The sequence below is a fragment of the Polaromonas sp. JS666 genome (assembly GCF_900103405.1).
In the GTDB taxonomy this organism is placed as follows: Bacteria; Pseudomonadota; Gammaproteobacteria; order Burkholderiales; family Burkholderiaceae_C; genus Polaromonas.
In genome coordinates, this window is record NZ_FNHX01000001.1 from 818764 (window position 1) to 838292 (window position 19529).

Annotated in this window: 19 protein-coding genes and 2 tRNA genes; 6 read left to right on the forward strand and 15 right to left on the reverse strand. The window is 63.7% G+C overall.

The genetic code is table 11. The annotated features are described in order from the left end of the window. The first annotated feature begins 51 nt into the window (after nucleotides 1-51). Nucleotides 52-462 carry a VOC family protein gene (locus BLQ85_RS04020; protein ID WP_074574973.1) on the forward strand — a complete coding sequence of 137 codons (411 nt, stop codon included), beginning with the start codon at nucleotides 52-54 and terminating at the stop codon, nucleotides 460-462. A 74-nt stretch (nucleotides 463-536) separates the two neighbouring features. Here BLQ85_RS04020 and BLQ85_RS04025 read toward each other — a convergent pair whose 3' ends face one another. The 3 genes from BLQ85_RS04025 to surE form a co-directional block, all read right to left on the reverse strand. Continuing rightward, on the reverse strand, nucleotides 537-1385 hold the full coding sequence (locus BLQ85_RS04025) for a peptidoglycan DD-metalloendopeptidase family protein (RefSeq protein WP_074574975.1): 849 nt from the start codon (nucleotides 1383-1385) through the stop codon (nucleotides 537-539). Nucleotides 1386-1556: 171 nt separating this feature from the next. After that, the gene (locus BLQ85_RS04030; RefSeq protein ID WP_254779682.1) at nucleotides 1557-2438 is read right to left on the reverse strand and encodes a protein-L-isoaspartate(D-aspartate) O-methyltransferase; all 882 of its coding nucleotides are present in this window, start codon (nucleotides 2436-2438) and stop codon (nucleotides 1557-1559) included. An 11-nt stretch (nucleotides 2439-2449) separates the two neighbouring features. Then, a complete protein-coding gene (gene surE, locus BLQ85_RS04035; RefSeq protein WP_074574980.1) occupies nucleotides 2450-3235 on the reverse strand; it encodes a 5'/3'-nucleotidase SurE in 786 nt (261 codons plus the stop codon). A gap of 159 nt (nucleotides 3236-3394) precedes the next feature. Between surE and BLQ85_RS04040 the strand changes: the two genes are divergently transcribed. Continuing rightward, nucleotides 3395-4369 (forward strand): NADPH:quinone oxidoreductase family protein, encoded by a 975-nt coding sequence (locus tag BLQ85_RS04040; protein ID WP_074574981.1) that lies wholly within the window; start codon nucleotides 3395-3397, stop codon nucleotides 4367-4369. A 42-nt stretch (nucleotides 4370-4411) separates the two neighbouring features. Here BLQ85_RS04040 and BLQ85_RS04045 read toward each other — a convergent pair whose 3' ends face one another. The 8 genes from BLQ85_RS04045 to BLQ85_RS04080 form a co-directional block, all read right to left on the reverse strand. Then, nucleotides 4412-4855, reverse strand: coding sequence for a surface-adhesin E family protein (locus tag BLQ85_RS04045; protein ID WP_074574983.1), 444 nt, complete (start codon nucleotides 4853-4855; stop codon nucleotides 4412-4414). Nucleotides 4856-5100: 245 nt separating this feature from the next. Beyond that, nucleotides 5101-5176, reverse strand: a tRNA-His gene (locus tag BLQ85_RS04050). Between the two features lie 37 nt (nucleotides 5177-5213). Then, on the reverse strand, nucleotides 5214-7139 hold the full coding sequence (locus tag BLQ85_RS04055; RefSeq protein WP_074574985.1) for a SurA N-terminal domain-containing protein: 1926 nt from the start codon (nucleotides 7137-7139) through the stop codon (nucleotides 5214-5216). 84 nt (nucleotides 7140-7223) lie between these two features. Then, a tRNA-Val gene (locus BLQ85_RS04060) sits at nucleotides 7224-7299 on the reverse strand. Nucleotides 7300-7316: 17 nt separating this feature from the next. Then, complete coding sequence (locus BLQ85_RS04065; RefSeq protein WP_007874140.1) at nucleotides 7317-7589, reverse strand: HU family DNA-binding protein; 273 nt, start codon at nucleotides 7587-7589, stop codon at nucleotides 7317-7319. A gap of 266 nt (nucleotides 7590-7855) precedes the next feature. Further along, entirely contained in the window at nucleotides 7856-8962 is a 1107-nt protein-coding gene (locus BLQ85_RS04070) for a tartrate dehydrogenase (protein WP_074574987.1), read from the reverse strand. Nucleotides 8963-9003: 41 nt separating this feature from the next. Further along, a complete protein-coding gene (locus BLQ85_RS04075) occupies nucleotides 9004-9882 on the reverse strand; it encodes an alpha/beta fold hydrolase (protein WP_074574989.1) in 879 nt (292 codons plus the stop codon). Further along, on the reverse strand, nucleotides 9882-10877 hold the full coding sequence (locus BLQ85_RS04080) for a Bug family tripartite tricarboxylate transporter substrate binding protein (protein ID WP_083336729.1): 996 nt from the start codon (nucleotides 10875-10877) through the stop codon (nucleotides 9882-9884). Before BLQ85_RS04080 ends, BLQ85_RS04075 begins: the two co-directional genes overlap by 1 nt. 95 nt (nucleotides 10878-10972) lie before the next feature. On the opposite strand from BLQ85_RS04080, the gene BLQ85_RS04085 reads away from it, so the two are divergent. Beyond that, nucleotides 10973-11953: a LysR family transcriptional regulator gene (locus BLQ85_RS04085; RefSeq protein WP_074574992.1), complete on the forward strand. Its 981-nt coding sequence runs from the start codon at nucleotides 10973-10975 to the stop codon at nucleotides 11951-11953. Here BLQ85_RS04085 and BLQ85_RS04090 read toward each other — a convergent pair. The 3 genes from BLQ85_RS04090 to uvrC form a co-directional block, all read right to left on the reverse strand. Beyond that, nucleotides 11895-12776: a DMT family transporter gene (locus tag BLQ85_RS04090; RefSeq protein ID WP_175456038.1), complete on the reverse strand. Its 882-nt coding sequence runs from the start codon at nucleotides 12774-12776 to the stop codon at nucleotides 11895-11897. The genes BLQ85_RS04085 and BLQ85_RS04090 overlap by 59 nt on opposite strands. Nucleotides 12777-12846: 70 nt before the next feature. Next, on the reverse strand, nucleotides 12847-13413 hold the full coding sequence (gene pgsA / locus BLQ85_RS04095; RefSeq protein ID WP_007868495.1) for a CDP-diacylglycerol--glycerol-3-phosphate 3-phosphatidyltransferase: 567 nt from the start codon (nucleotides 13411-13413) through the stop codon (nucleotides 12847-12849). Between the two features lie 105 nt (nucleotides 13414-13518). Then, the gene (gene uvrC / locus BLQ85_RS04100; RefSeq protein WP_074574995.1) at nucleotides 13519-15489 is read right to left on the reverse strand and encodes an excinuclease ABC subunit UvrC; all 1971 of its coding nucleotides are present in this window, start codon (nucleotides 15487-15489) and stop codon (nucleotides 13519-13521) included. Nucleotides 15490-15553: 64 nt separating this feature from the next. Here uvrC and earP point away from each other — a divergent pair, with 64 nt between their 5' ends. The 3 genes from earP to BLQ85_RS04115 all read left to right on the forward strand — a co-directional run bounded on the left by earP (nucleotide 15554) and on the right by BLQ85_RS04115 (nucleotide 18331). Beyond that, nucleotides 15554-16687 carry an elongation factor P maturation arginine rhamnosyltransferase EarP gene (gene earP / locus BLQ85_RS04105; RefSeq protein ID WP_074574997.1) on the forward strand — a complete coding sequence of 378 codons (1134 nt, stop codon included), beginning with the start codon at nucleotides 15554-15556 and terminating at the stop codon, nucleotides 16685-16687. Between the two features lie 117 nt (nucleotides 16688-16804). Next, entirely contained in the window at nucleotides 16805-17359 is a 555-nt protein-coding gene (gene efp / locus BLQ85_RS04110; RefSeq protein WP_007868500.1) for an elongation factor P, read from the forward strand. Between the two features lie 108 nt (nucleotides 17360-17467). Further along, nucleotides 17468-18331: an LOG family protein gene (locus tag BLQ85_RS04115; RefSeq protein WP_074574999.1), complete on the forward strand. Its 864-nt coding sequence runs from the start codon at nucleotides 17468-17470 to the stop codon at nucleotides 18329-18331. Here the strand turns inward: BLQ85_RS04115 and BLQ85_RS04120 are convergent. Continuing rightward, nucleotides 18309-19520: an MFS transporter gene (locus tag BLQ85_RS04120; RefSeq protein ID WP_074575001.1), complete on the reverse strand. Its 1212-nt coding sequence runs from the start codon at nucleotides 19518-19520 to the stop codon at nucleotides 18309-18311. The two genes, BLQ85_RS04115 and BLQ85_RS04120, sit on opposite strands and share 23 nt — an antisense overlap. Nucleotides 19521-19529 lie beyond the last annotated feature (9 nt).

Sequence of the window (19529 nt, forward strand, 5' to 3'; positions counted from 1 at the left end):
GATTGTCTCAGGCTGCGCTACCATTTTCCGGACCACCGAAAGGAATGCCGCATGGAACTTCGCATCTGCATAGACGTTGATGACATGGCGCGCGCCATCGCGTTCTACACCCAGGGACTGGGGCTGCGGGTCGGCCGCCGTTTCAAGAGTGATTTTGTGGAAATCCTGGGTGCCGGCAGCCCCATAGACCTGCTCTTCAACGCGCCGGGCACCAGGCCCGTCAGCGCAAGCGAAGGTGTGCGCAATTACAGCCGGCACTGGACGCCGGTTCACCTGGATTTTGTAGTGGAAGACATCGATGCCGCAGTGGCACGGCTGCAGCGCTGCGGCGCGGTACTGGAGATGCCGGTGGCCGATCGTGCCTGGGGACGCATCGCCGGGCTGGCCGACCCATTCGGCCACGGGCTGGACCTGCTGGAGTTCAAGGGCCGCGGCTACGACGAGATCGTGGATCCTCGCTGAGGGGCCCACAAACGGTAGGCAAAGAAAAAGGAGCCGGGCGGTCGCCGGGCTCCTTTTGCCTGCACGCAGCGCGCTTATTTGGCTGGCAGGTATTTGGCCGGGTCCACCGGTTTGCCCTGGCGGCGAATCTCAAAGTGCAGTTTCACGCGATCCGCGTCGCTGTTGCCCATCTCGGCGATCTTCTGGCCCTTCTTGACGTTCTGGTCTTCCTTCACCAGCAGCGTCTGGTTGTGCGCATAGGCCGTGAGGAAGGTGTTGTTGTGCTTGAGGATGACCAGGTTGCCGTAGCCGCGCAAGCCGGCACCCGCATACACCACACGCCCGTCGGCGGAGGCCACGACCGCATCGCCGGCCTTGCCGGAAATATCGAGGCCCTTGTTTTTGGCTTCGTCAAAGCCCGCCACCATGGGGCCCTGCGCCGGCCAGATCCAGGCGATGTCTTCATCACCCCCTGTCGCGGCCGGTGCCGGGCTGGCATTGGCAGGTGCGGATGCAGGTTTGGCGGCGCTGGCGGCCTGTGCGGGTGCCGTGCTGGACGCGGGGGCCGAGCCGGGTGACACCGGGCGGGTCACGACCAAGGGGTTCTCATTGGTCGGCGGCACGACGCGCAGCACCTGCCCCACTTCAATGATGTTGGGGTTTTCAAGGTTGTTCCAGCGCACGATGTCGCGCCAGTTCTGGCCGTTCTCCAGGCCGATGCGGATCATGGTGTCGCCGGGCTTGACCGTGTAGTAGCCGGGTTTACCGGCGTTCTCAAAGCCGGGCAGTTGCTTGACGTTGCCGGGATCCACAGCGCCCGGCGTTGGGCGCGCTCCGAAGGTTCCGCGGTCTTCCACCGGCGCGTTGGTGGGGGAACGCGAAGCGCAACCTGCCATGAGCAACACGGCAGCAAGCATGCAGGACAGGCCCAGCCTGCCAGGCATGGAGCGGGTGGCAGGCAGAGTCGCTATCCTGTTCGACCTTACGGTTTGATTCATTGTTTCTTTCGTCTTCAATCTTGGCTGACTTGCCTGAGCCGCAAGGCCCGAAGGGCGCGTCTGGTTTATCGGACTTATTTCTTCATGATGCCGGTCTGCGCCTCTGTGGGCCCCGGCTTAGCTTGTCCCCGATTTTAAAGGCACAAAGTGAACGGCTTCCAGCAAGGTCTGCCGCACGCCCTGGGGGGTTTTGTCCAGCACCACCAGCGCTTGGGCACCGCCGGCCGTTTGCATGGGCGCCACCAGGCGGCCACCCACGGCCAGCTGGTCTATCCAGGCCGCGGGGATGGCTTCACCACCCGCCGCCGCGATGATGGCCGCATAAGGCGCGCCTTTGGCATAGCCCATCATGCCATCCCCAAAGAGCAGGTGCAGATTGGGCAGGCGTAAAGTCCGCAGGTTCTCCCTGGCTTTGTCATGCAGGCCGCGCAGCCGCTCTATGCTGTAGACCTCCGTGGCCAGGTGGCTGAGCACCGCGGCCTGGTAGCCGCAGCCGGTGCCGATCTCCAGCACCCTGCCCAGTTTTCCCGCGCCACCCGCTGCCCCGTGGCGCAGCAGCTCAAGCATGCGGGCCACCACATTGGGCTTGGAGATGGTCTGGCCCAGGCCTATCGGCAGGCTGGTGTCTTCGTAGGCCTGGTTGACAAGCGCGGAGTCGACAAATCGATGGCGCTCCACCAGGCCCATGGCAGCCAATACCTGCGCATCGCTGACGCCTTGCGCCGCGAGCTTGGCCACCATGCGCGCACGCACAGCCTGCGAGTCCAGCCCGACACCGCCTGGCCGCGCGGAAGAGGCGCTGATTGCGGCCTTCTTCGCCAAGTTGGAGCCCTCAGGCACCGCGGGGCGGACATTGGCCGCGCCCAATCGGGTCGCCGATGGGACGCCAGCATCGGGCTTGAGACGCACCGGAAAGGACGGGCGCGTCGCGCCTTCCGGCACCTTCGAGGCGGGCTTGGCTGCAGCGAGATTAAAAGGAGGCTTGAGGCTGGATTTCATGCATCCGCCCTTCAGCGCGTCTCGCTCAACCGGGCGGCGGTCTGGGCCCAGTAAGGCAGGCGCTCATGGTCGGTCAAATCCACTTGCAGCGGTGTGACGGAGACAAACTTCTGGCTGGTCGCGTGGAAGTCGGTGCCCTCACCGGCTTCCTTCGCGGGTCCCGCGCCGCCTATCCAGTACATGGTCTCGCCGCGCGGGCTGGTCTGCATGATGACACGCTCGGCCGCATGGCGGCGCCCCAGGCGGCAAACTTTCATGCCACGGATCTCATCGTCAGGCAGATTGGGAATATTCACGTTGAGCAGCCACGGCGGCACCGTGGGTTCCGTGCCCTCGGCCACATTTTCCAGCGAGGGGATCAGTTGCCGCACCAGCTCGGCCGCGCGCCTGGCCGCGACATCGATGTGGGCCCAGCCTTTTTCAGTCTGAGAAAAGGCAATGGACGGGATGCCGAACAAATAGCCCTCCATGGCCGCGCCCACCGTGCCGGAGTAAATCGTGTCGTCGCCCATGTTGGCGCCATTATTGATGCCGGACACCACCAGGTCGGGCCGGTAGCCCAGCAGGCCGGTCAGCGCGATGTGGACGCAGTCGGCGGGCGTGCCGTTGATGTAGCGAAAACCGTTGGCCGCCGTCTGTACATACATCGGCGAGTGCAAGGTCAGCGCGTTGGATTTGGCGCTGTTGTTCTGCTCGGGCGCCACGACCTCGACATCCGCAACGGTTTTAAGCGCTTCGTAGAGGGCGATGATGCCGGAAGCCTGGTAACCGTCGTCGTTGCAGATGAGAATTTTCATGGGGTGATTTTACGGTCACGGCCGTGACAGCCCGGACCTCATTGGGACTGGCGAGCGCCCCTGCTTTGCCTATGATGCAGTCAAGGCGCCGCCCTGCGCGGTTTCCGCTCCTTCAAGCGTACCGCCGCCTTCATACCTTCACTTCATCGGAGACATCTCATGCAAGCCTGGCTTTGTGAAAATCCCACCGGCGTAGACGCCCTGACCTGGAAAGAGCTGCCCACGCCACAACCCAAGGCCGGCGAAGTCCTGATTGAAATCAAGGCGGCCAGCCTGAACTTTCCCGACCTGCTGATCGTGCAGAACAAATACCAGATCAAGCCGCCCCTGCCCTTTGTGCCGGGCTCCGAGTACGCCGGCGTCGTCCAGGCCGTGGGGGAAGGCGTCAAGCACCTCCAGGTAGGGCAAAACGTCGCCTGCCTCTCGGGCACAGGCGGCTTTGGCACGCACACCATCGCGCCGGCAGCCCTGTGCATGCCGTTGCCTCCGGGCTTTTCTTATGTGGATGCCGCCGCGTTCATCATGATTTATGCCACCTCCTGGCATGCCCTGATGGACCGCGCGCAGCTCAAGGCGGGTGAAACCGTGCTGGTGCTGGGCGCCGCTGGCGGCGTGGGCACCGCCGCCATCCAGATCGCCAAGGCTGCCGGCGCGCGCGTGATCGCGGCCGCCTCCACCGATGAGAAATGCGCACTCTGCACCTCCATAGGCGCGGATGCCACCATCAACTACAGCAGCAAGAACCTGCGCGATGAAATCAAAGCCCTGACCGACGGCAAGGGGCCGGACGTGATTTATGACCCGGTGGGCGGCGACTTTGCCGAACCGGCCTTCCGCTCCATCGCCTGGCGCGGCCGGTATTTGGTCGTCGGCTTCGCCTCGGGCCCCATCCCCGCCCTGCCGCTGAACTTGACGCTGCTCAAGGGCGCCTCCATCGTGGGGGTATTCTGGGGCGACTTTGCCAAACGCGAGCCCAAGGCCAATGCCGCCATGATGGCTGAACTGGCGGGTTGGTACGCGCAGGGCAAGATCAAGCCGGTGATAGACCGCACCATGCCCATGGCCGAGCTCAAGGCCGCCTATGCCCACATGGGCTCGCGCGGTGTCAAGGGCAAGCTGGTCATGGTCAACTGAGCGTTCCAAGAGCTCGGCGGTCCCTCAGAGCTGCATCCGTGGCTAATTGTTGGTCACGTTCCCGACGCTGCAGGCAGCCTTGACGATGCGCGCATTGGGATCGTCGTCACTGTCCTTGAAGATCATCGGGCGCATATCGTCCCCGGCATAGGTGGTGATCCTGAAAGGCTCCCCGCGAAAATCCGGCTGGGCATAAAAAGCCGCCTTCACATAACGGGCGATTTGCTGCGTGCAATCGATCTGCACCTGGGTCACCACCGAGCGAAATTGAAGGGCTTCGCCGGCGGGGGCCCACTGCATGGCACGGTTGATGCGCACCGGGATGATCCGCTGGTCCTCCTTGACCTCGATGGCGGCCACGTTGACCTGGACGTAATGGCTCGCGGAATTGGCGGGATCACCGGTGATGGTGAGCCAGGTATCGGCCGCATGCGCGCCGGCCGTCCACAGCGCCGTGACCAGCAAAATGGCCGGCAAGCGGATCAAGCACTGTCTGGCCGAGGCGAAATGACCAAATCTCTGAAACAAGGCGTTCCTGTCGTAGAAGACGGCTCTCCCGAAATTTGCGAGAAAACCTGGTGGAGGGGCTGAAGTGGCGGACACACAGCTGGAAACAGCTGCCAGCATCTGTATCTTGCCGCACACAGTCGGGGTCCGCGTTTCGAATTGTGAATGCGGCAAGCCCAAGGAAAAAATCCCGCGTACCAAAGGGCACGCGGGATTTCAGATATTGGGGTGGCTGATGGGGCTCGAACCCACGACAACAGGAATCACAATCCTGGACTCTACCAACTGAGCTACAGCCACCGGAGCCCTGCATTATAGCGGCAAAGCCGCCGCTTCTTTATTGGGTCACGACTTCTTCTGCATTTGCCTTGGCCGGGACAGGCTTGGGAACCAGGATTTCCGCCTTGAAACGGTCTTTCAGGCTGTTGTAATACGCCAGGCTTTCCGCCGACGTCCACCACTGCGCATACTGGTCGCGCTGCTGTTTGGCGGCCGCTTCAACCGGTGCGTCACGGGGAACCACCTTCTCGACCTTGACGATGGCGTAGCCCTGGCTCCCGAGATCTACGCCCGCAAAAGCCGGCAAAGCGGCAACATCGGCGCGCAGCGCGGCATCGATCACCGGGATAGGCAGTTTCTGCGTCTGTTCACGGGACACCACGACCGGCGCGGCCAGGCCCGTCGCCGACGCGGGAGCGGCTTTCCACGCGGCCAGCTTGGCCACGCCTTCCTTGCGAGCCTCTTCCGCGGCACGCTGGGCCAGCCAGCGCTGGCGCACGGTGTCTTTGACTTCGGCCAGGGGGCGGGTATGCGCGGGGGCGTACTGCACGATGCGGCCCGAAGCCAGCTGGCTGGGCCCCACTTCAATGGCTTCGGTGTTGCGTTTTTTCTCGATCGCATCCGGGGCAAACAAGGCGTTGAGGAATTTGGCGTTTGCCAACACGCCAGTCGCGCCGACCTGGGGCTGGCGCGTCACGTTCGCCGCCGACTTGATCTCCAGCTTCAGCTTGTCTGCCGCCGGCTTGAGGCTCTCGGCCTGCTCATACACCGCGTTGGTAAAGACATCGGCCGATTCAGCGAACTTCTTTTGGGCTTCCTGCTTTTTCATGGCGGCCTCAAGTTCCGGGCGCAGCTCTTCAAAGCTGCGTTGCTTGACGTCCGTCAGTTTGATGATGTGATAACCAAATTCGGACTCGACGATGTCGCTGATCTCGCCTTTTTTCATGGCAAAAGCGGCATCCTCAAAAGGCTTGACCATGGAACCGCGGGCGAAGAAATCCAGGTCGCCGCCCTTGGCTGCAGAGCCTGGGTCCTGCGAATTCTTGCGCGCGATGTCGGCGAAGCTGTCGGGGGATTTTTTGACCAAGGCCAGCAGTTCCTGCGCTTTCGCCTTGGCTTTTTCACGGTCGGCTGCGGGGGCCGACTTCGGGGACGCAATCAGGATGTGGCTGGCTCGCCGCTCGCCTTCAAAGCGCGGAAGATTTTGCTCGTAATAGGTTTTCAGGTCGGCCGGGTTGACGGCAATGCCCTTGCCCACACCATCCATGTCCAGCAGCACATATTCAATGCTGGCCTGTTCAGGCGCCTGGAAGAGTTTTTCGTTGGCCTTGTAATACTGCTCGAGCTCGGCGTCCGTAGGGTTCAGCTTGGCGACAAAGTCGGCGGCGTTGAAGCGGGCCAGCTGGATTTCACGCTTTTCGAAGTAGGCGTTCAGCGAAATGTCGGCGGCCGAATTGGAAGCGAAACCACTGGCGCCCACACCCGCCAGCACCTGGCGGTTCGACAGGTCGGTGCGCACATTGGCCTCGAACATCTCGGGGCTCATGCCCTGGGCCGCCAACAGCTGGCGATAACGCTCCATGTCGAGGCTACCGTCCGGGCGGCGCAGGGAGGCGATTTCGGGGCTTTGCTGCAGCTCGCGCGCCAGGCGCTCGTTGCTCGCGGTGAGCTTGAACTTCTCGGCCGCCGCGGCGACAACGCGTTCGCGCACCAGCCGCTCCAGGGAGGCGTAGCGCGCCTCGGGCGAATCGAGCAGCTTGGGGTCCAGGTTGGGCATGGAATTGCGGAGCTGATCCATTTCACGCTGGTGCGCGCGGTCCCACTCCGACTGCATGATGTCCTTGCCGTCCACCCTGGCCACCTTTGCGGTCTGGTCCTTGGATTTGTTATAGCCATCAAGGCCCAACAACACAAAGGACGGAAGAATCAGCAAAAACAACAGCACCATGACGATTTTGGTGTGCTTGCGAACGAAATCAAACATCTCGAATTTCCTGTACGACTGCTAACGGACAACCTGGGCCCACCAACAAAAAAGGCGAACCTCGTTCGCCTTTTTCCTCGTGGGTGGTGGGTGCTGACGGGCTCGAACCGCCGACCTACGCCGTGTAAGGGCGCTGCTCTACCAACTGAGCTAAGCACCCCACGTCAAACGTTCTTGTCAGTTCAAAGCATCCTTGAGCGCTTTGCCCGGACGGAACTTTGGAACCTTGGCTGCCTTGATTTTAATCGCATCGCCGGTCCGTGGATTACGGCCGGTGCGCGCAGCGCGTTTGCCCACCGCGAAAGTGCCAAAACCCACCAGAGACACGGAGCCTCCTTTTTTCAGGGTTGTTTTCACAGCGCCAATCGTGGATTCCAGTGCGCGCGTGGCGGCAGCTTTGGAAATGTCAGCATGTTTGGCAATGTGCTCGATCAGTTCGGTCTTGTTCACAAGGAGCCCCTCGTTGATAAAAAGTTAATCTGGTTGTCTCTAAAAAATATCTCCCGGGACACTGTGGTGTAGCGTCAGCGGGAGCGGCTTGTGCAGGTTTTCTGCTGCTTCCAATTAGAGCCATGGACTTCTAACCTGTCAATACAGCAGCAAGTTTTTACAACGTGCGGAGGCGGATTCTAGACGTTTTTTCAGCCCTTTCACGACTTAATCGTAAGCACGGTGTGTAATTTTCATGCTTGACAAAACACGGCTTTCCAACGAATTTACGACCCGGCCAGCGCCTGTGCAACGGCTTTGCCGACATCGGCCGTTCCGGCCTTCCCACCCAGGTCGGGCGTGCGCGGTGCACCGCTTTCGGGACTCAATATTTTTTCGATCGCGGCGAGTATGCCGTCGTGCGCTTCCTTGTGACCGAGGAACTCCAGCATCATTGCACCGCACCAAATCTGGCCAATGGGATTGGCGATGTTGCGCCCCGCGATGTCGGGCGCCGAGCCGTGCACCGGCTCAAACAACGAGGGAAATTTTCGCTCGGGGTTGAGGTTGGCGCTGGGGGCGATGCCAATGGTGCCGGTGCACGCCGGCCCCAGGTCGCTCAGGATGTCGCCGAACAGGTTGCTGGCCACCACCACATCGAAAAAGTCCGGGCGCTGCACAAAATGCGCGGTCAGGATGTCGATATGGAATTTATCCAGTTGGATGGCCGGATAGCTTTTCGCCATCTCGGCCACGCGTTCATCCCAGTAAGGCATGGAAATCGAGATGCCGTTGGATTTTGTTGCACTCGTCAGGTGTTTCTTGGGCCGCGATTGCGCCAGCTCGAACGCAAACTTCAGCACGCGGTCCACGCCGATGCGGGTGAACACCGATTCCTGCAGCACGAACTCGCGGTCGGTTCCGGGAAAGGCCTTTCCGCCTATGCTGGAGTATTCACCCTCGGTGTTTTCGCGAACGATGTAAAAGTCGATTTCACCGGGTTGGCGCGGACTGCCGTCGCGCCGCACCACGGGCGCGATGATGCCGGGCATCAGGCGCGCCGGCCGCAAGTTGATGTACTGGTCGAACTCGCGACGGAACAGCAGCAGCGAGCCCCACAGGGAGACATGGTCGGCGATCTTCTCGGGCCAGCCCACCGCGCCGAAGTAAATCGCATCGTGGCCGCCGATCTGGTCCTTCCAGTTGTCGGGAAGCATCTTGCCGTGCTTCTCGAAATAGTCCCAGCTCGAAAAATCGAAATGGTCGAACTGCAGGTCAATGCCGTATTTGACGGCCGCGGCCTCCATCACGCGCACGCCCTCGGGCATGACTTCCTTGCCGATGCCGTCGCCCGCGATGACAGCGATTCTTTTTTTTCCGGTGTGCTTGCTCATGGTGTTCCTTTGGGTTTTCAGGGGATCTTGGGTTTGCTGGTTCAGGGTTTGAAAAATTGGAGCGCTTCGGCCAGCAGCAATGCCGGCGCTTCTTCCGCGATGTAGTGGCCGCATGGCAGGGCCAGGCCCGACACATCCAGCGCACGCTCGCGCCAGAGTTCGAGCACCTTGAAGCACTGGCCCACCGCGCCATGCTCGCCCCACAGCACGCGCAATGGCTGCGCCAGCCGCAGGCCGGCCGCAACGTCGGCGCGGTCATGCACCAGGTCGATGCCGGCGGAGGCCCGGTAGTCTTCGCAAATGCTGACGGCGGTGCCGGGGATTTGCGCGCAGCGCTCGTACTCGGCCAGCGCGGCCGGCGCGAATGCGGCGAGGCCCGCATGGCGCTTGCCCATCACGCTGCGCACATAGCGCACCGGGTCGGAGGCTATCAGCGCCTCCGGCAAAGGCGGCGGCTGGATCAGGAAGAACCAGTGCCAGTAGGCGCGCGCGAACGCATCCGAGGTGTTGTTGTACATGGCGAGTGTGGGCGCGATGTCCAGCAGCATCAGGCGCTGCACCGCATCCGGGTGGTCGGCCGCCAGGCGATGCGCCACGCGCGCGCCGCGGTCGTGGGCCAGCACCTGGAAACGCGAAAAGCCGCAGGCCTTCATGACGGCCATGGCGTCCTGCGCCATCGCGCGTTTCGAATAGGCCTGGTGATCCGCGTCGCTCGCGACCCGTGCCGAATCCCCGTAGCCGCGCAAGTCCATCACAACCACGGTAAATACCTTGGCCAGTTCACCAGCCACCGCGTGCCACATCACATGGGTTTGCGGGTGGCCGTGCAGCAGCAGCAAAGGCGCGCCGCTGCCGCCCCGCAGGGTGCGCAGCCTGCCGGCGGGCCCTTCTATGTCGCGTTGGGAAAATCCTTCGAACATCAATCGGCCTTGATTCCTTTTTGCGCCACCAGCTTGTTCCAGCGTTGGTATTCTGACCGGATCAAGGCGTCGGACTGCACCGGCGTTTGAGGCCATGCATCAAAACCCTCACGCGCCAGGCGCGCCCGGACCTCGGGCGCGTTCAGCGTCTCGTTCAGGGACTGGTTGAGCTTGCCCAGCACGTCTTGCGAAACAGCGGCCGGCGCGCTCACCACAAACCATGTTTCAAACACATAGTTCGCCAACCCGGCCTCCGCCATGGTCGGTACCTCCGGCAGCATGGGCGAGCGCCTGGGTCCTGTCACCGCCAGCGCCCTCAGCTTGCCGCCCGCCACATGCTGCTGCGCGGCGGAAAGCACGGGAAAGCTCATGTCCACCTGCCCCGAGATGGTATCGACCAAAGCCGGCCCGCCGCCCCGGTAGGGAACGTGAAGAATAAAGGTATTCGATTCGGCCTTGAACAATTCGGCCGCCATATGAAAGGTGCTGCCGGTCCCCGCCGAGCCGAATGACAGTTTCCCAGGCCGGGCTTTGGCGAGCGCCACCAGCTCGCGAACGGTTTTGGCGGCCACCTGGTTGTTGACCACCAGCACGTGCTGCGACGTGGCCACGGTGCCAACCGCTTTCAGGTCTTTCAGCGTGTCAAAGGGCAACCGGGCAAACAGCGATGGATTGATGGCCTGCGAAACCGTATTGAGCGACAGCGTGTAGCCGTCCGCCCGCGACTTGGCGACAGCATCCATGCCGAGGTTGCCGGAGGCACCGGCCCGGTTGTCCACCACCACCGGCTGCCCCAGGCGTTTACCCCATTCGTCGGAGATAAGCCGGGCCGCGATGTCCGCGCTGCCGCCCGGCGCATAGGGCACCACCAGGCGAATGGGTTTGTCGGGAAAGCCCTGGCTCCAGGCCGGGGCGGCGATGCATGCCAAGGCAAGCCAGGCGGCGCGGCACAACCATGATCGGCGCAGCTTGTGATGAAGGTCCATGAATGGCATGCGAGTCTCCTGTTCGTTGTGGGACTCATTCTGGCTAGCGCATCGCCTTGATTCAAGCAATAATTCAGCAATCAATTGTTTCCTTTAAGGCATGAATGGATCGCAGCGACCTTGAACTTGTGCTGGCGGTTCGCGACAGCGGCAGCCTGAGCGCCGCCGCGCTGGCCCTCGACGTCGCGCCGCCGGTCGTGACCAAACGGCTTGCCGCCCTGGAAGCCAAGCTGGGACAGCGCCTGTTCCAGCGCACGACACGCCGGGTCAGCCCGACGGCCGAGGGCGAGACCGTGTGCGAACGCGCACGGGTCCTGCTGGAGGGGTTCACATCGCTTGAATCGGAGTTGCAGGAGCGCAAGGCCGAGCCCACGGGACTGATCCGCCTCGTCGCGACTTTCGGGTTTGGGCGCTTGTGGCTGGGGCCGGCGCTTTCCGGTTTTCAGGAACGTTACCCGCGCATTGAAATCCAGCTGCAACTCACCGAACAATTGCCCGACCTGGCGCTTGAAGGGTTTGACGGCGCGATCTGGCTCTGGTCGGTCGAGGGCAGGCAGGCGGCGCAGTGGGTGTCCCGGCGGCTGGCGCGCAACCAGCGCGTGCTGGTGGCCTCGCCGCGTTACATCAAGCAGCACGGTGCACCGGCCAGCCTGGAAGCCCTGCAGGACCATGCCTGCCTGATCGTGCGTGAAAACGGCAACACCGCGGGGCGGCGCTTTGATGTCTGGTCGCTGCACCGGGAGCGCGACAAGGTGCCGGCGCGCGTGCGCGTCCACGGCCCCCTGGCCAGCAATTCCGGCGAACTGGTGCGCGACTGGTGCCTGGAAGGCCGCGGCATCATGCTGCGCAGCCTGTGGGACATCGCGCCACAGCTGGCCTCGGGCCAGCTGGTGCGTGTTTTGCCAGCCTATTCGATGCCCGATGCCGACATCCACTGGCTGGCGCCCTACCGCACCGACCAGCCCCGGCGCATACGCCTTCTGATAGACCACCTGGCCGCGCAATTCCAGGACACGCCCTGGAAAACTACAGGGCCGGCGGCGGCTTCACGGGCCGCACCACGAGGCTCACGCCCAGCGCCGTGAGCGCCGTGCCCAGGATGGTGGCCGTGGTGATGGACTCGCCAAACAGCGCCCAGGCCATCAGGGCCGTGGTGGGCGGCACGAGGTAAAGCAGGCTGGTCACGGCAGTCGCCGCGCCGCGCTGGATCAGCAGGTAAAGCAGCGAACTGCCGCCCAGCGTCAGCGCCAGTACCGACCAGGCCATGGCGCCCAGGAAATGAACGTTCCAGTTGATCGCCTCGGTTTCAAACAAGGCCAGCGGCAGCGTCACCACCAAGGCCGCCGCCAGCTGGATGGCATTGGCCGTGCGCACATCGGTGGGCTGGACAAAACGCTTTTGATACAGCGTGCCGGCGGTGATGCAGAACAGGGCGAAGACAGTGCAGGCCAGCGTCAGCGCGCTGACCTCCTGGCCGGTACCGAATTTGCGCGACACCACCAGCAACAGGCCGCCCAGCCCGAATGCCAGGCCGGCCCACTGGCGCGGGCTGACCCGGGCCTGCGCGTTGCCGGCATCGCCCGAGGACATCCACGACACCCACAGCGCCGTGAGCACGGGCTGAAGCCCGACGATGAGCGCCGTCAGGCCCGAACCCATGCCGGCCTTCATCGCGCTCCAGATGCCACCCAGGTAACCCGCATGCATCAGCAAACCGGTGACCGCCAGGTGGCCCCACTGCGCGCGCGTCCTGGGCCAGGCGGCCCGGGCCAGGACTATCCAGACCAGGAAACAAACAATGGACAGGAAGTAGCGTATGGCCAGGAAGGTCAGCGGCGGGGCGTAAGGCAGGCCGTATTTGGCGACGATGAAGCCGGTGCTCCAGATCACGACAAACACGGCGGGCATGGCCCGGATCAAGGCACCCGGGGAGGAAGAGGCAGAACTCAAGGAGGGCAGCTTTAGGGGGACGGCGGGGCTATTTGGCGCGCGCGCGGATTTCCGGGATGGCTTTTTGCAGGTAATAAATCATGGACCAGACCGTGAGGATGGCGGAGATCCAGATCAGCCAGGTGCCCCAGACATGCGTGTTGACCACGCCGAAGAGCACACCGTCGAACAGCAAAAAGGGAATGGCGATCATCTGCACCGTGGTCTTGACCTTGCCCAGCATGTGGACGGCCACGCTTTTGGTCGCCCCTATCAGGGCCATCCATTCGCGCAGCGCCGAAATGGCGATTTCGCGGCCAATGATGATGAGGGCCACGAACACATCGGCGCGCTGCAGGTGCACCAGCACCAGCAAGGAGGCGCAGACCAGGAATTTATCGGCCACCGGGTCCAGGAAGGCGCCGAAGGAGGAGGTCTGGTTCAGCTTGCGCGCCAGAAAGCCGTCCAGCCAGTCGGTCGCGGCGAACACCACAAACATCACGGTGGCGATCAGGTTGCGCTCAGTGGGCGCCAGGTTCAGGTAGAACACCCCCACGATCAGCGGAATCGCAACAATGCGGGTCCAGGTCATCAGCGTGGGGATGGTCAGAAACATGACCCGATTTTGGCATGAGCCGCACCAAGCCCGCCGGACACCGGGCCAAAGCGCACCAAAACGGTGGTTTCCGTTGCTCAAATACGTCTGGCGCCCAATGGCGCATCAATGCAGCGCGCGGTAGATTTCCTCGGCCAGGTCCCTGGAAATGCCGTCCACCGTGGCGATATCTTCCGCGCTCGCAGAGGCAATGCCGCGAATACCGCCAAAACGCTGCAGCAGGCTGGCGCGCCGCTTGGGGCCTATGCCCGCGATGTCTTCCAGCTTGCTGCCCCCCACCCTAACCTTGGCGCGCTTGGCCCGCATGCCGGTGATGGCAAAGCGGTGGGCCTCGTCGCGGATCTGCGCGATCAGCATCAGCGCGGCCGAATCCCGTCCTAAATACACTTTGTCGCGTCCGTCGGCAAACACCAGCTCTTCCAGGCCGACCTTGCGGCCCTCGCCTTTTTCCACGCCGGCGATCAGCCCCAGGTCCAGGCCCAGTTCCTCGAACACCTCGCGCGCCATGGACACCTGACCCTTGCCGCCGTCGACCAGCACCAGGTCGGGCAGCTTGGCCTCGCCGTTGCGCGCGGCTTCGGCCAGGCGGGTGTAGCGGCGCGTCAGCACCTGGCGCATGGCGGCGTAGTCGTCGCCGGGCGTGATGCCCTCGATGTTGTAGCGGCGGTATTCGCTGTTGACCATCTTGTGCTCCTGGAACACCACGCAGGAGGCCTGCGTCGATTCGCCGGCCGTGTGCGAGATGTCGAAGCACTCGATGCGCAGCGTGTCCAGGTTGTCCAGCGGCAAATCGAGCGCCTCGGCCAGCGCGCGCGTGCGCGCCTGCTGCGAGCCCTGCTCGGCCAGCAGCCGGGCCAGCTGCAGGCCGGCATTTTTCTGCGCCATCTCCAGCCAGATACGGCGCTGCTCGCGCGGCTGGTGGATGGCCGTGACCTTGGTGCCGGTCTGGGTACTCAGAGCCTCCATCAATTCCTTGTCCACGGGCTCACTGCAGACCAGCGTGGGCGGAACCGGCACGTCGATGTAGTGCTGCGCGATAAAGGCTTCCAGCACCAGGGCTTCCAGCGGCTTGGCCGCGGGCGCCGAAACCGGCGCGGCCTCCGTGCCGGTCTCGGCATCGAGCGCCGCGACGTCGGCCGCGTTCTCCACATGGCTCGGAAAGTAAGCCCTGTCGCCCAGGTGGCGCCCGCCGCGCACCATGGCGAGGTTGACGCAGGCCTTGCCGCCCTGCACTTTCACCGCCAGGATGTCGACGTCCTTGTCGCCGCCGATTTCCATGGACTGCTGGTGCAACACCTTGGACAGCGCCGACATCTGGTTGCGCAGTTCGGCGGCCTGCTCGAACTCCAGCCTCTCGGCATGGGCCAGCATTTTTTTCTCGAGTTCGGTCAGGATGTCCTGGGCCTGGCCCTGCAGGAAGCGTTCGGCGTTGGCGGTGTCCAGCGCGTACTGCTCGGGCGACACATGGCCCACACAGGGCGCCGAGCAGCGCTTGATCTGGTACAGCAGGCAGGGCCGCGTGCGGTTGTTGAACACCGTGTCTTCGCAGGTGCGCAACCGGAACACCTTTTGCAGCAGCAAGATGGTGTCCTTGACGGCCCAGGCACTCGGGTAAGGCCCGAAGTAGCGGTGCTTTTTCTCGACCGCGCCGCGGTAATAGGCAATGCGCGGGAACACCGCGGCCGCCGGCGCCTCGCCCTCCACGGGCGGTCGCGCGCCGGTGAGCTTGAGGTAGGGGTAGCTCTTGTCGTCCCGAAACAGGATGTTGTATTTCGGGTTGAGCGTCTTGATCAGGTTGTTTTCCAGCAGCAGCGCTTCCGCCTCGGAACGCACCACCGTAGTCTCCATGCGGACGATCTTGGTCACCATGTGGCCTATGCGCGTGCCGCCGTGGTTCTTCTGGAAGTAATTGGAGACCCGCTTCTTGAGGTTGCGCGCCTTGCCGACATAAAGCACGCCGCCTTCCGCATCGAAGTAGCGGTAGACGCCGGGCAAGGCGGGCAGCGCGGCCACTTCGGCCAGCAGTTCGGGCGCATGCCCGGAGCTTGGCTTTTCAACGGAGGGATGTTCAGGCATTCCCCTATTTTGCCGTGTAGCGGCGCTTTGAGGCTGCAGCACCCGCTGCATCACAATACCCGCCATGGCTACCGCGCGCATTTGGGACATTTTTTGCAAAGTCATCGACAACTTCGGGGACATTGGCATCTGCTGGCGCCTGGCCGCTGACCTGGCCTCGCGGGGCCACACGGTGCGGCTCTGGGTGGACGATGCCTCGGCCCTGCGCTGGATGGCGCCGGCCGGATGCAAGGGGGTTCGCGTGCTGCCCTGGCCGCAGGATGGCAAGCCGCTGGACCTGCAGGCCGCCGGGCTTGCGCAGCAGCCGACCGAGGTGCTGGTCGAGGCTTTCGGCTGTGAAATAGCGCCCGAGTTTTTGGCCGCCTGCGCCCATGCCGCGCAGGCAGGCGGCCGCAAGCCCGTCTGGATCAACCTCGAATACCTGTCCGCCGAGGACTATGTCGAGCGTTCCCACACCCTGCCCTCACCTGTGCAAAACGGCCCGGCGGCCGGCTGGACCAAGTGGTTTTTCTACCCCGGTTTCACCGACAACACCGGCGGGCTGCTGCGGGAGCCCGGCTTGCTGGAACGACAGGCGCAGTTTGATCGCGCCAGGTGGCTTCAAGCCCATGGAATCCCCAGCGAGGGACAAACCCTGGTATCCCTGTTCTGCTACGAACCCCCGGCGCTGCAAGGCCTGCTCGCGCAGTTCTCGCGGCAGGGCCTGCTAGGCCGGCCGGTGCGCCTGCTGGTGGCCGCTGGGCGCGCGGCCGCTGCAGTACGGGCCCTTGCCGCCGATAACCCTGGCCAAACCGGGGACACGCAGCTTTCGATTTCCTACCTGCCGCTACTGGCGCAGACGGAGTTTGACCACCTGCTCTGGGCCTGCGACCTGAATTTCGTGCGCGGCGAAGATTCGGTGGTACGCGCGCTCTGGGCCGGCCGGCCTTTTGTCTGGCAGATTTACCCCCAGCATGACGACGCCCACCAGGGCAAGCTCCAGGCCTTTCTGGACTGGCTGCAGGCGCCGCCCTCCCTGCGCGCGTTTCATGCCGCCTGGAACCGCCGGAAGGCGCCCCAAGGCACGGCGGCGGGCCCGTTGCTCCCAGCTGCCGACCTGCCCGCCTGGCAGGCCGCTACCCGGGCGGGGCTAGCCCGCCTGGCGGCCCAGGACGACCTGGCGACCCGGTTGCTCGGCTTTGTGGCAAAAAAACGTTAAAATCATGGGCTTTGCAGACCAGCCCGAAGACCAACCAGGTCTTGGCGTCCTGCACAACCCGCCGCGGAACCTGCACACCGGTGCAAGCGTTTAGCGGCCTACCTCAGTGAAACTGCTATGAAAATCGCTCAAGAAATCCGCGCCGGCAACGTCATCATGCACGGTAAGGACCCGATGGTGGTGCTCAAGACCGAATACAGCCGCGGTGGGCGCAATTCCGCCACCGTGCGCATGAAGCTCAAAAGCCTGGTCGCCAACTTCAACACCGAAGTCGTGTTCAAGGCCGACGACAAGATGGACCAGATCGTCCTCGACAAGAAGGACTGCACCTACTCCTACTTCGCCGACCCGCTGTATGTCTGCATGGACTCCGAGTACAACCAGTACGAAGTCGAAGCCGAAAACATGGGCGACTCACTCAACTACCTGCAAGACGGCATGGAGCTGGAAGTCGTGTTCTATGACGGCAAGGCCATCTCGGTGGAACTGCCCACCAGCGTGCAGCGCGAAATCACCTGGACCGAACCCGCCGTCAAGGGCGACACCTCCGGCAAGGTCCTGAAACCCGCCAAGATCGCCACCGGTTTTGAAATCGGCGTGCCCATCTTCGTGGCCCAAGGCGACGTGGTCGAAATCGACACCCGCACCGGCGAATACCGCAAACGCGTGTAAACCCCCACTCGGCACAAAAAAGGCTCCTCAGGGAGCCTTTTTGCTTTCTGCGTCCCGCGCCAGTGCCGGGAAAAGCGGCCGCCCTCCCTGATCGTTGACAATAAGCCCATGGAACAAAAACAGGATCTATCCGTCAGCCGCCTGGCCAATGCCTGGGCGGCACTGCAAGCCCACGCCAGCGAAGGCAACCCGCTCGAAGCCGACGCCTCCCGCCTGGCTTTTGCCGACCCGGAATTCCTGCTACGGCGTGAAACCCGCGGCATACGCTTTCAGCTGGAGCTGCTCAAGCCGGACCTGGAACAGCAGGCCCACGGCATTGAAAACACCGTGGTGGTGTTCGGCAGCGCCCGCTTTCGCAGCGAGGAGGATTCCGCCCTGATGGTGGCCGAGGCTGAGGCCGGCGGCGACCCCGAGGTGATAGACCGCGCGAAAAAGCTGGCACGCAACGCCCACTATTACGAAAGCGCCCGCGCCTTCGGCAAGCTGGTGGCGCAGTACAGCAGCGACAAGCCGCCGGAAACCAAGCTCTTCATTTGCACCGGCGGCGGCCCGGGCATCATGCAGGCGGCCAACCGCGGCGCGCACGAGGCCGGCGGCCTCAGCGTGGGCTTGGCCATCGTACTGCCCATGGAAGAGGCGGCCAACCCCTACGTGCCGCCCGAACTCTCCTTCAAGTTCCACTACTTCGCGCTGCGCAAGATGCATTTCATGATGCGCGCCAAGGCCCTGGTGGTGTTTCCGGGCGGCTTCGGCACGCTGGACGAGCTGTTCGAGGTCATCACCCTGGTGCAGACCCGCAAGGCCAAGCCGGTGCCCATCATCCTGTTCGGCAGCAGCTACTGGAAGCGCCTGCTCAACACCGAGATGCTGGTGGAAGAAGGCGTGATCTCGGCGAACGACCTCAAGCTGTTCCAGTACGTGGACGACCCGCAGGTCGCCTGGGACCTGATCAAGGACTTTTACCGTCTTTGATGTCGCCGTGCCCGCCGTGGGCCGGCATGCTGTCCTTCAGCAGCCAGGCCGCGCGTGAGCCCGCGCCCACCATCGCGCCGGTGGTCCAGAACACCCCGGCGATCCCGATCAGCGCACCGGCTGAGCCGAACAGCATGGGCATGACCACGCTCGAGGCATTGATGGCCATCAGCCGCAAGCCCAGTGCCTCGCCGTGGCGCGCCTCCGGCGTGATCTGGTGCAGCATGCTCATGACCATGGGCTGCACCATGCCCAGCGCCAAGCCCAGCAGGATGGAGCACAGGCCCATGCCGATGGCAGAGCGCATCAGCGGGTAGATGCCGAACAGCAGCGCTGTCACCAGCATGGACACCGCCAACACTTTCCATTCGCGCAAATGGGCCGCCACCAGCGGCATCACCATGCGGATCAGCGCCGCGGCCACCGCGAACGAACCCAGGATAGTGCCTATCACCGAGGCGCTGATGCCGCGCTCAAAACCGAGCACGGGCACCACAAAAGTATGGACGTCCCAGCAGGACGACAAAAACCAGTTCACCAGCATCAGGCGGCGGAAGGTGGCCTGGCGCAGCAAGTCCCAGGCCCTGGGCTGCGGGCCGCCGCTGGCGGCGATTACCGGCGGTAGCTCGCGCGTCTTGCGCACCAGGAACCAGCAGGCCAGCGGCAGTATCGCCATCAGCAAGAACGCCGCGCGGTAGCCCGAGGTGCTGCCGGGGACGGCGCCCACATGGTCGATCAGCAAGCCGGCCGAAAACGGCCCGATGAAATTGGACACCGCCGGGCCTATAGCCAGCCAGCTGAACACCTGGCGCAGCTCCAGCGCCCCGACCGCCGCGCGGCCCACGTGGCGCTGCAGCGAAATCACCGCCGCGCCGGTGGCGCCGCCCGTGAGCAGCGCCGCCAGGCACAGCACCGGGAACACCGGAAAAGCCACCGCCGCTCCGGCCCCCAGCACCGCGGCGAACACGCTGTAGCGTATGGGGCGCCGCAGGCCGTGCCGGTCGGCAAAACGGCCGGCGGGCAGCGCCAGGAAAACCTGTGTCAAGGCAAACAGCGCGAGCAGCACACCAACCGCCGCGGGGCTGTAGCCTTCGCGCAGCGCCAGCAAAGGCGCCGCCATGCGTGTGCCGGCCATGCAGGCATGCAGGCAGATCTGCGCCAGGATCAGGCGCGCGAGTTCAGGCGTCATGCGGCGCAG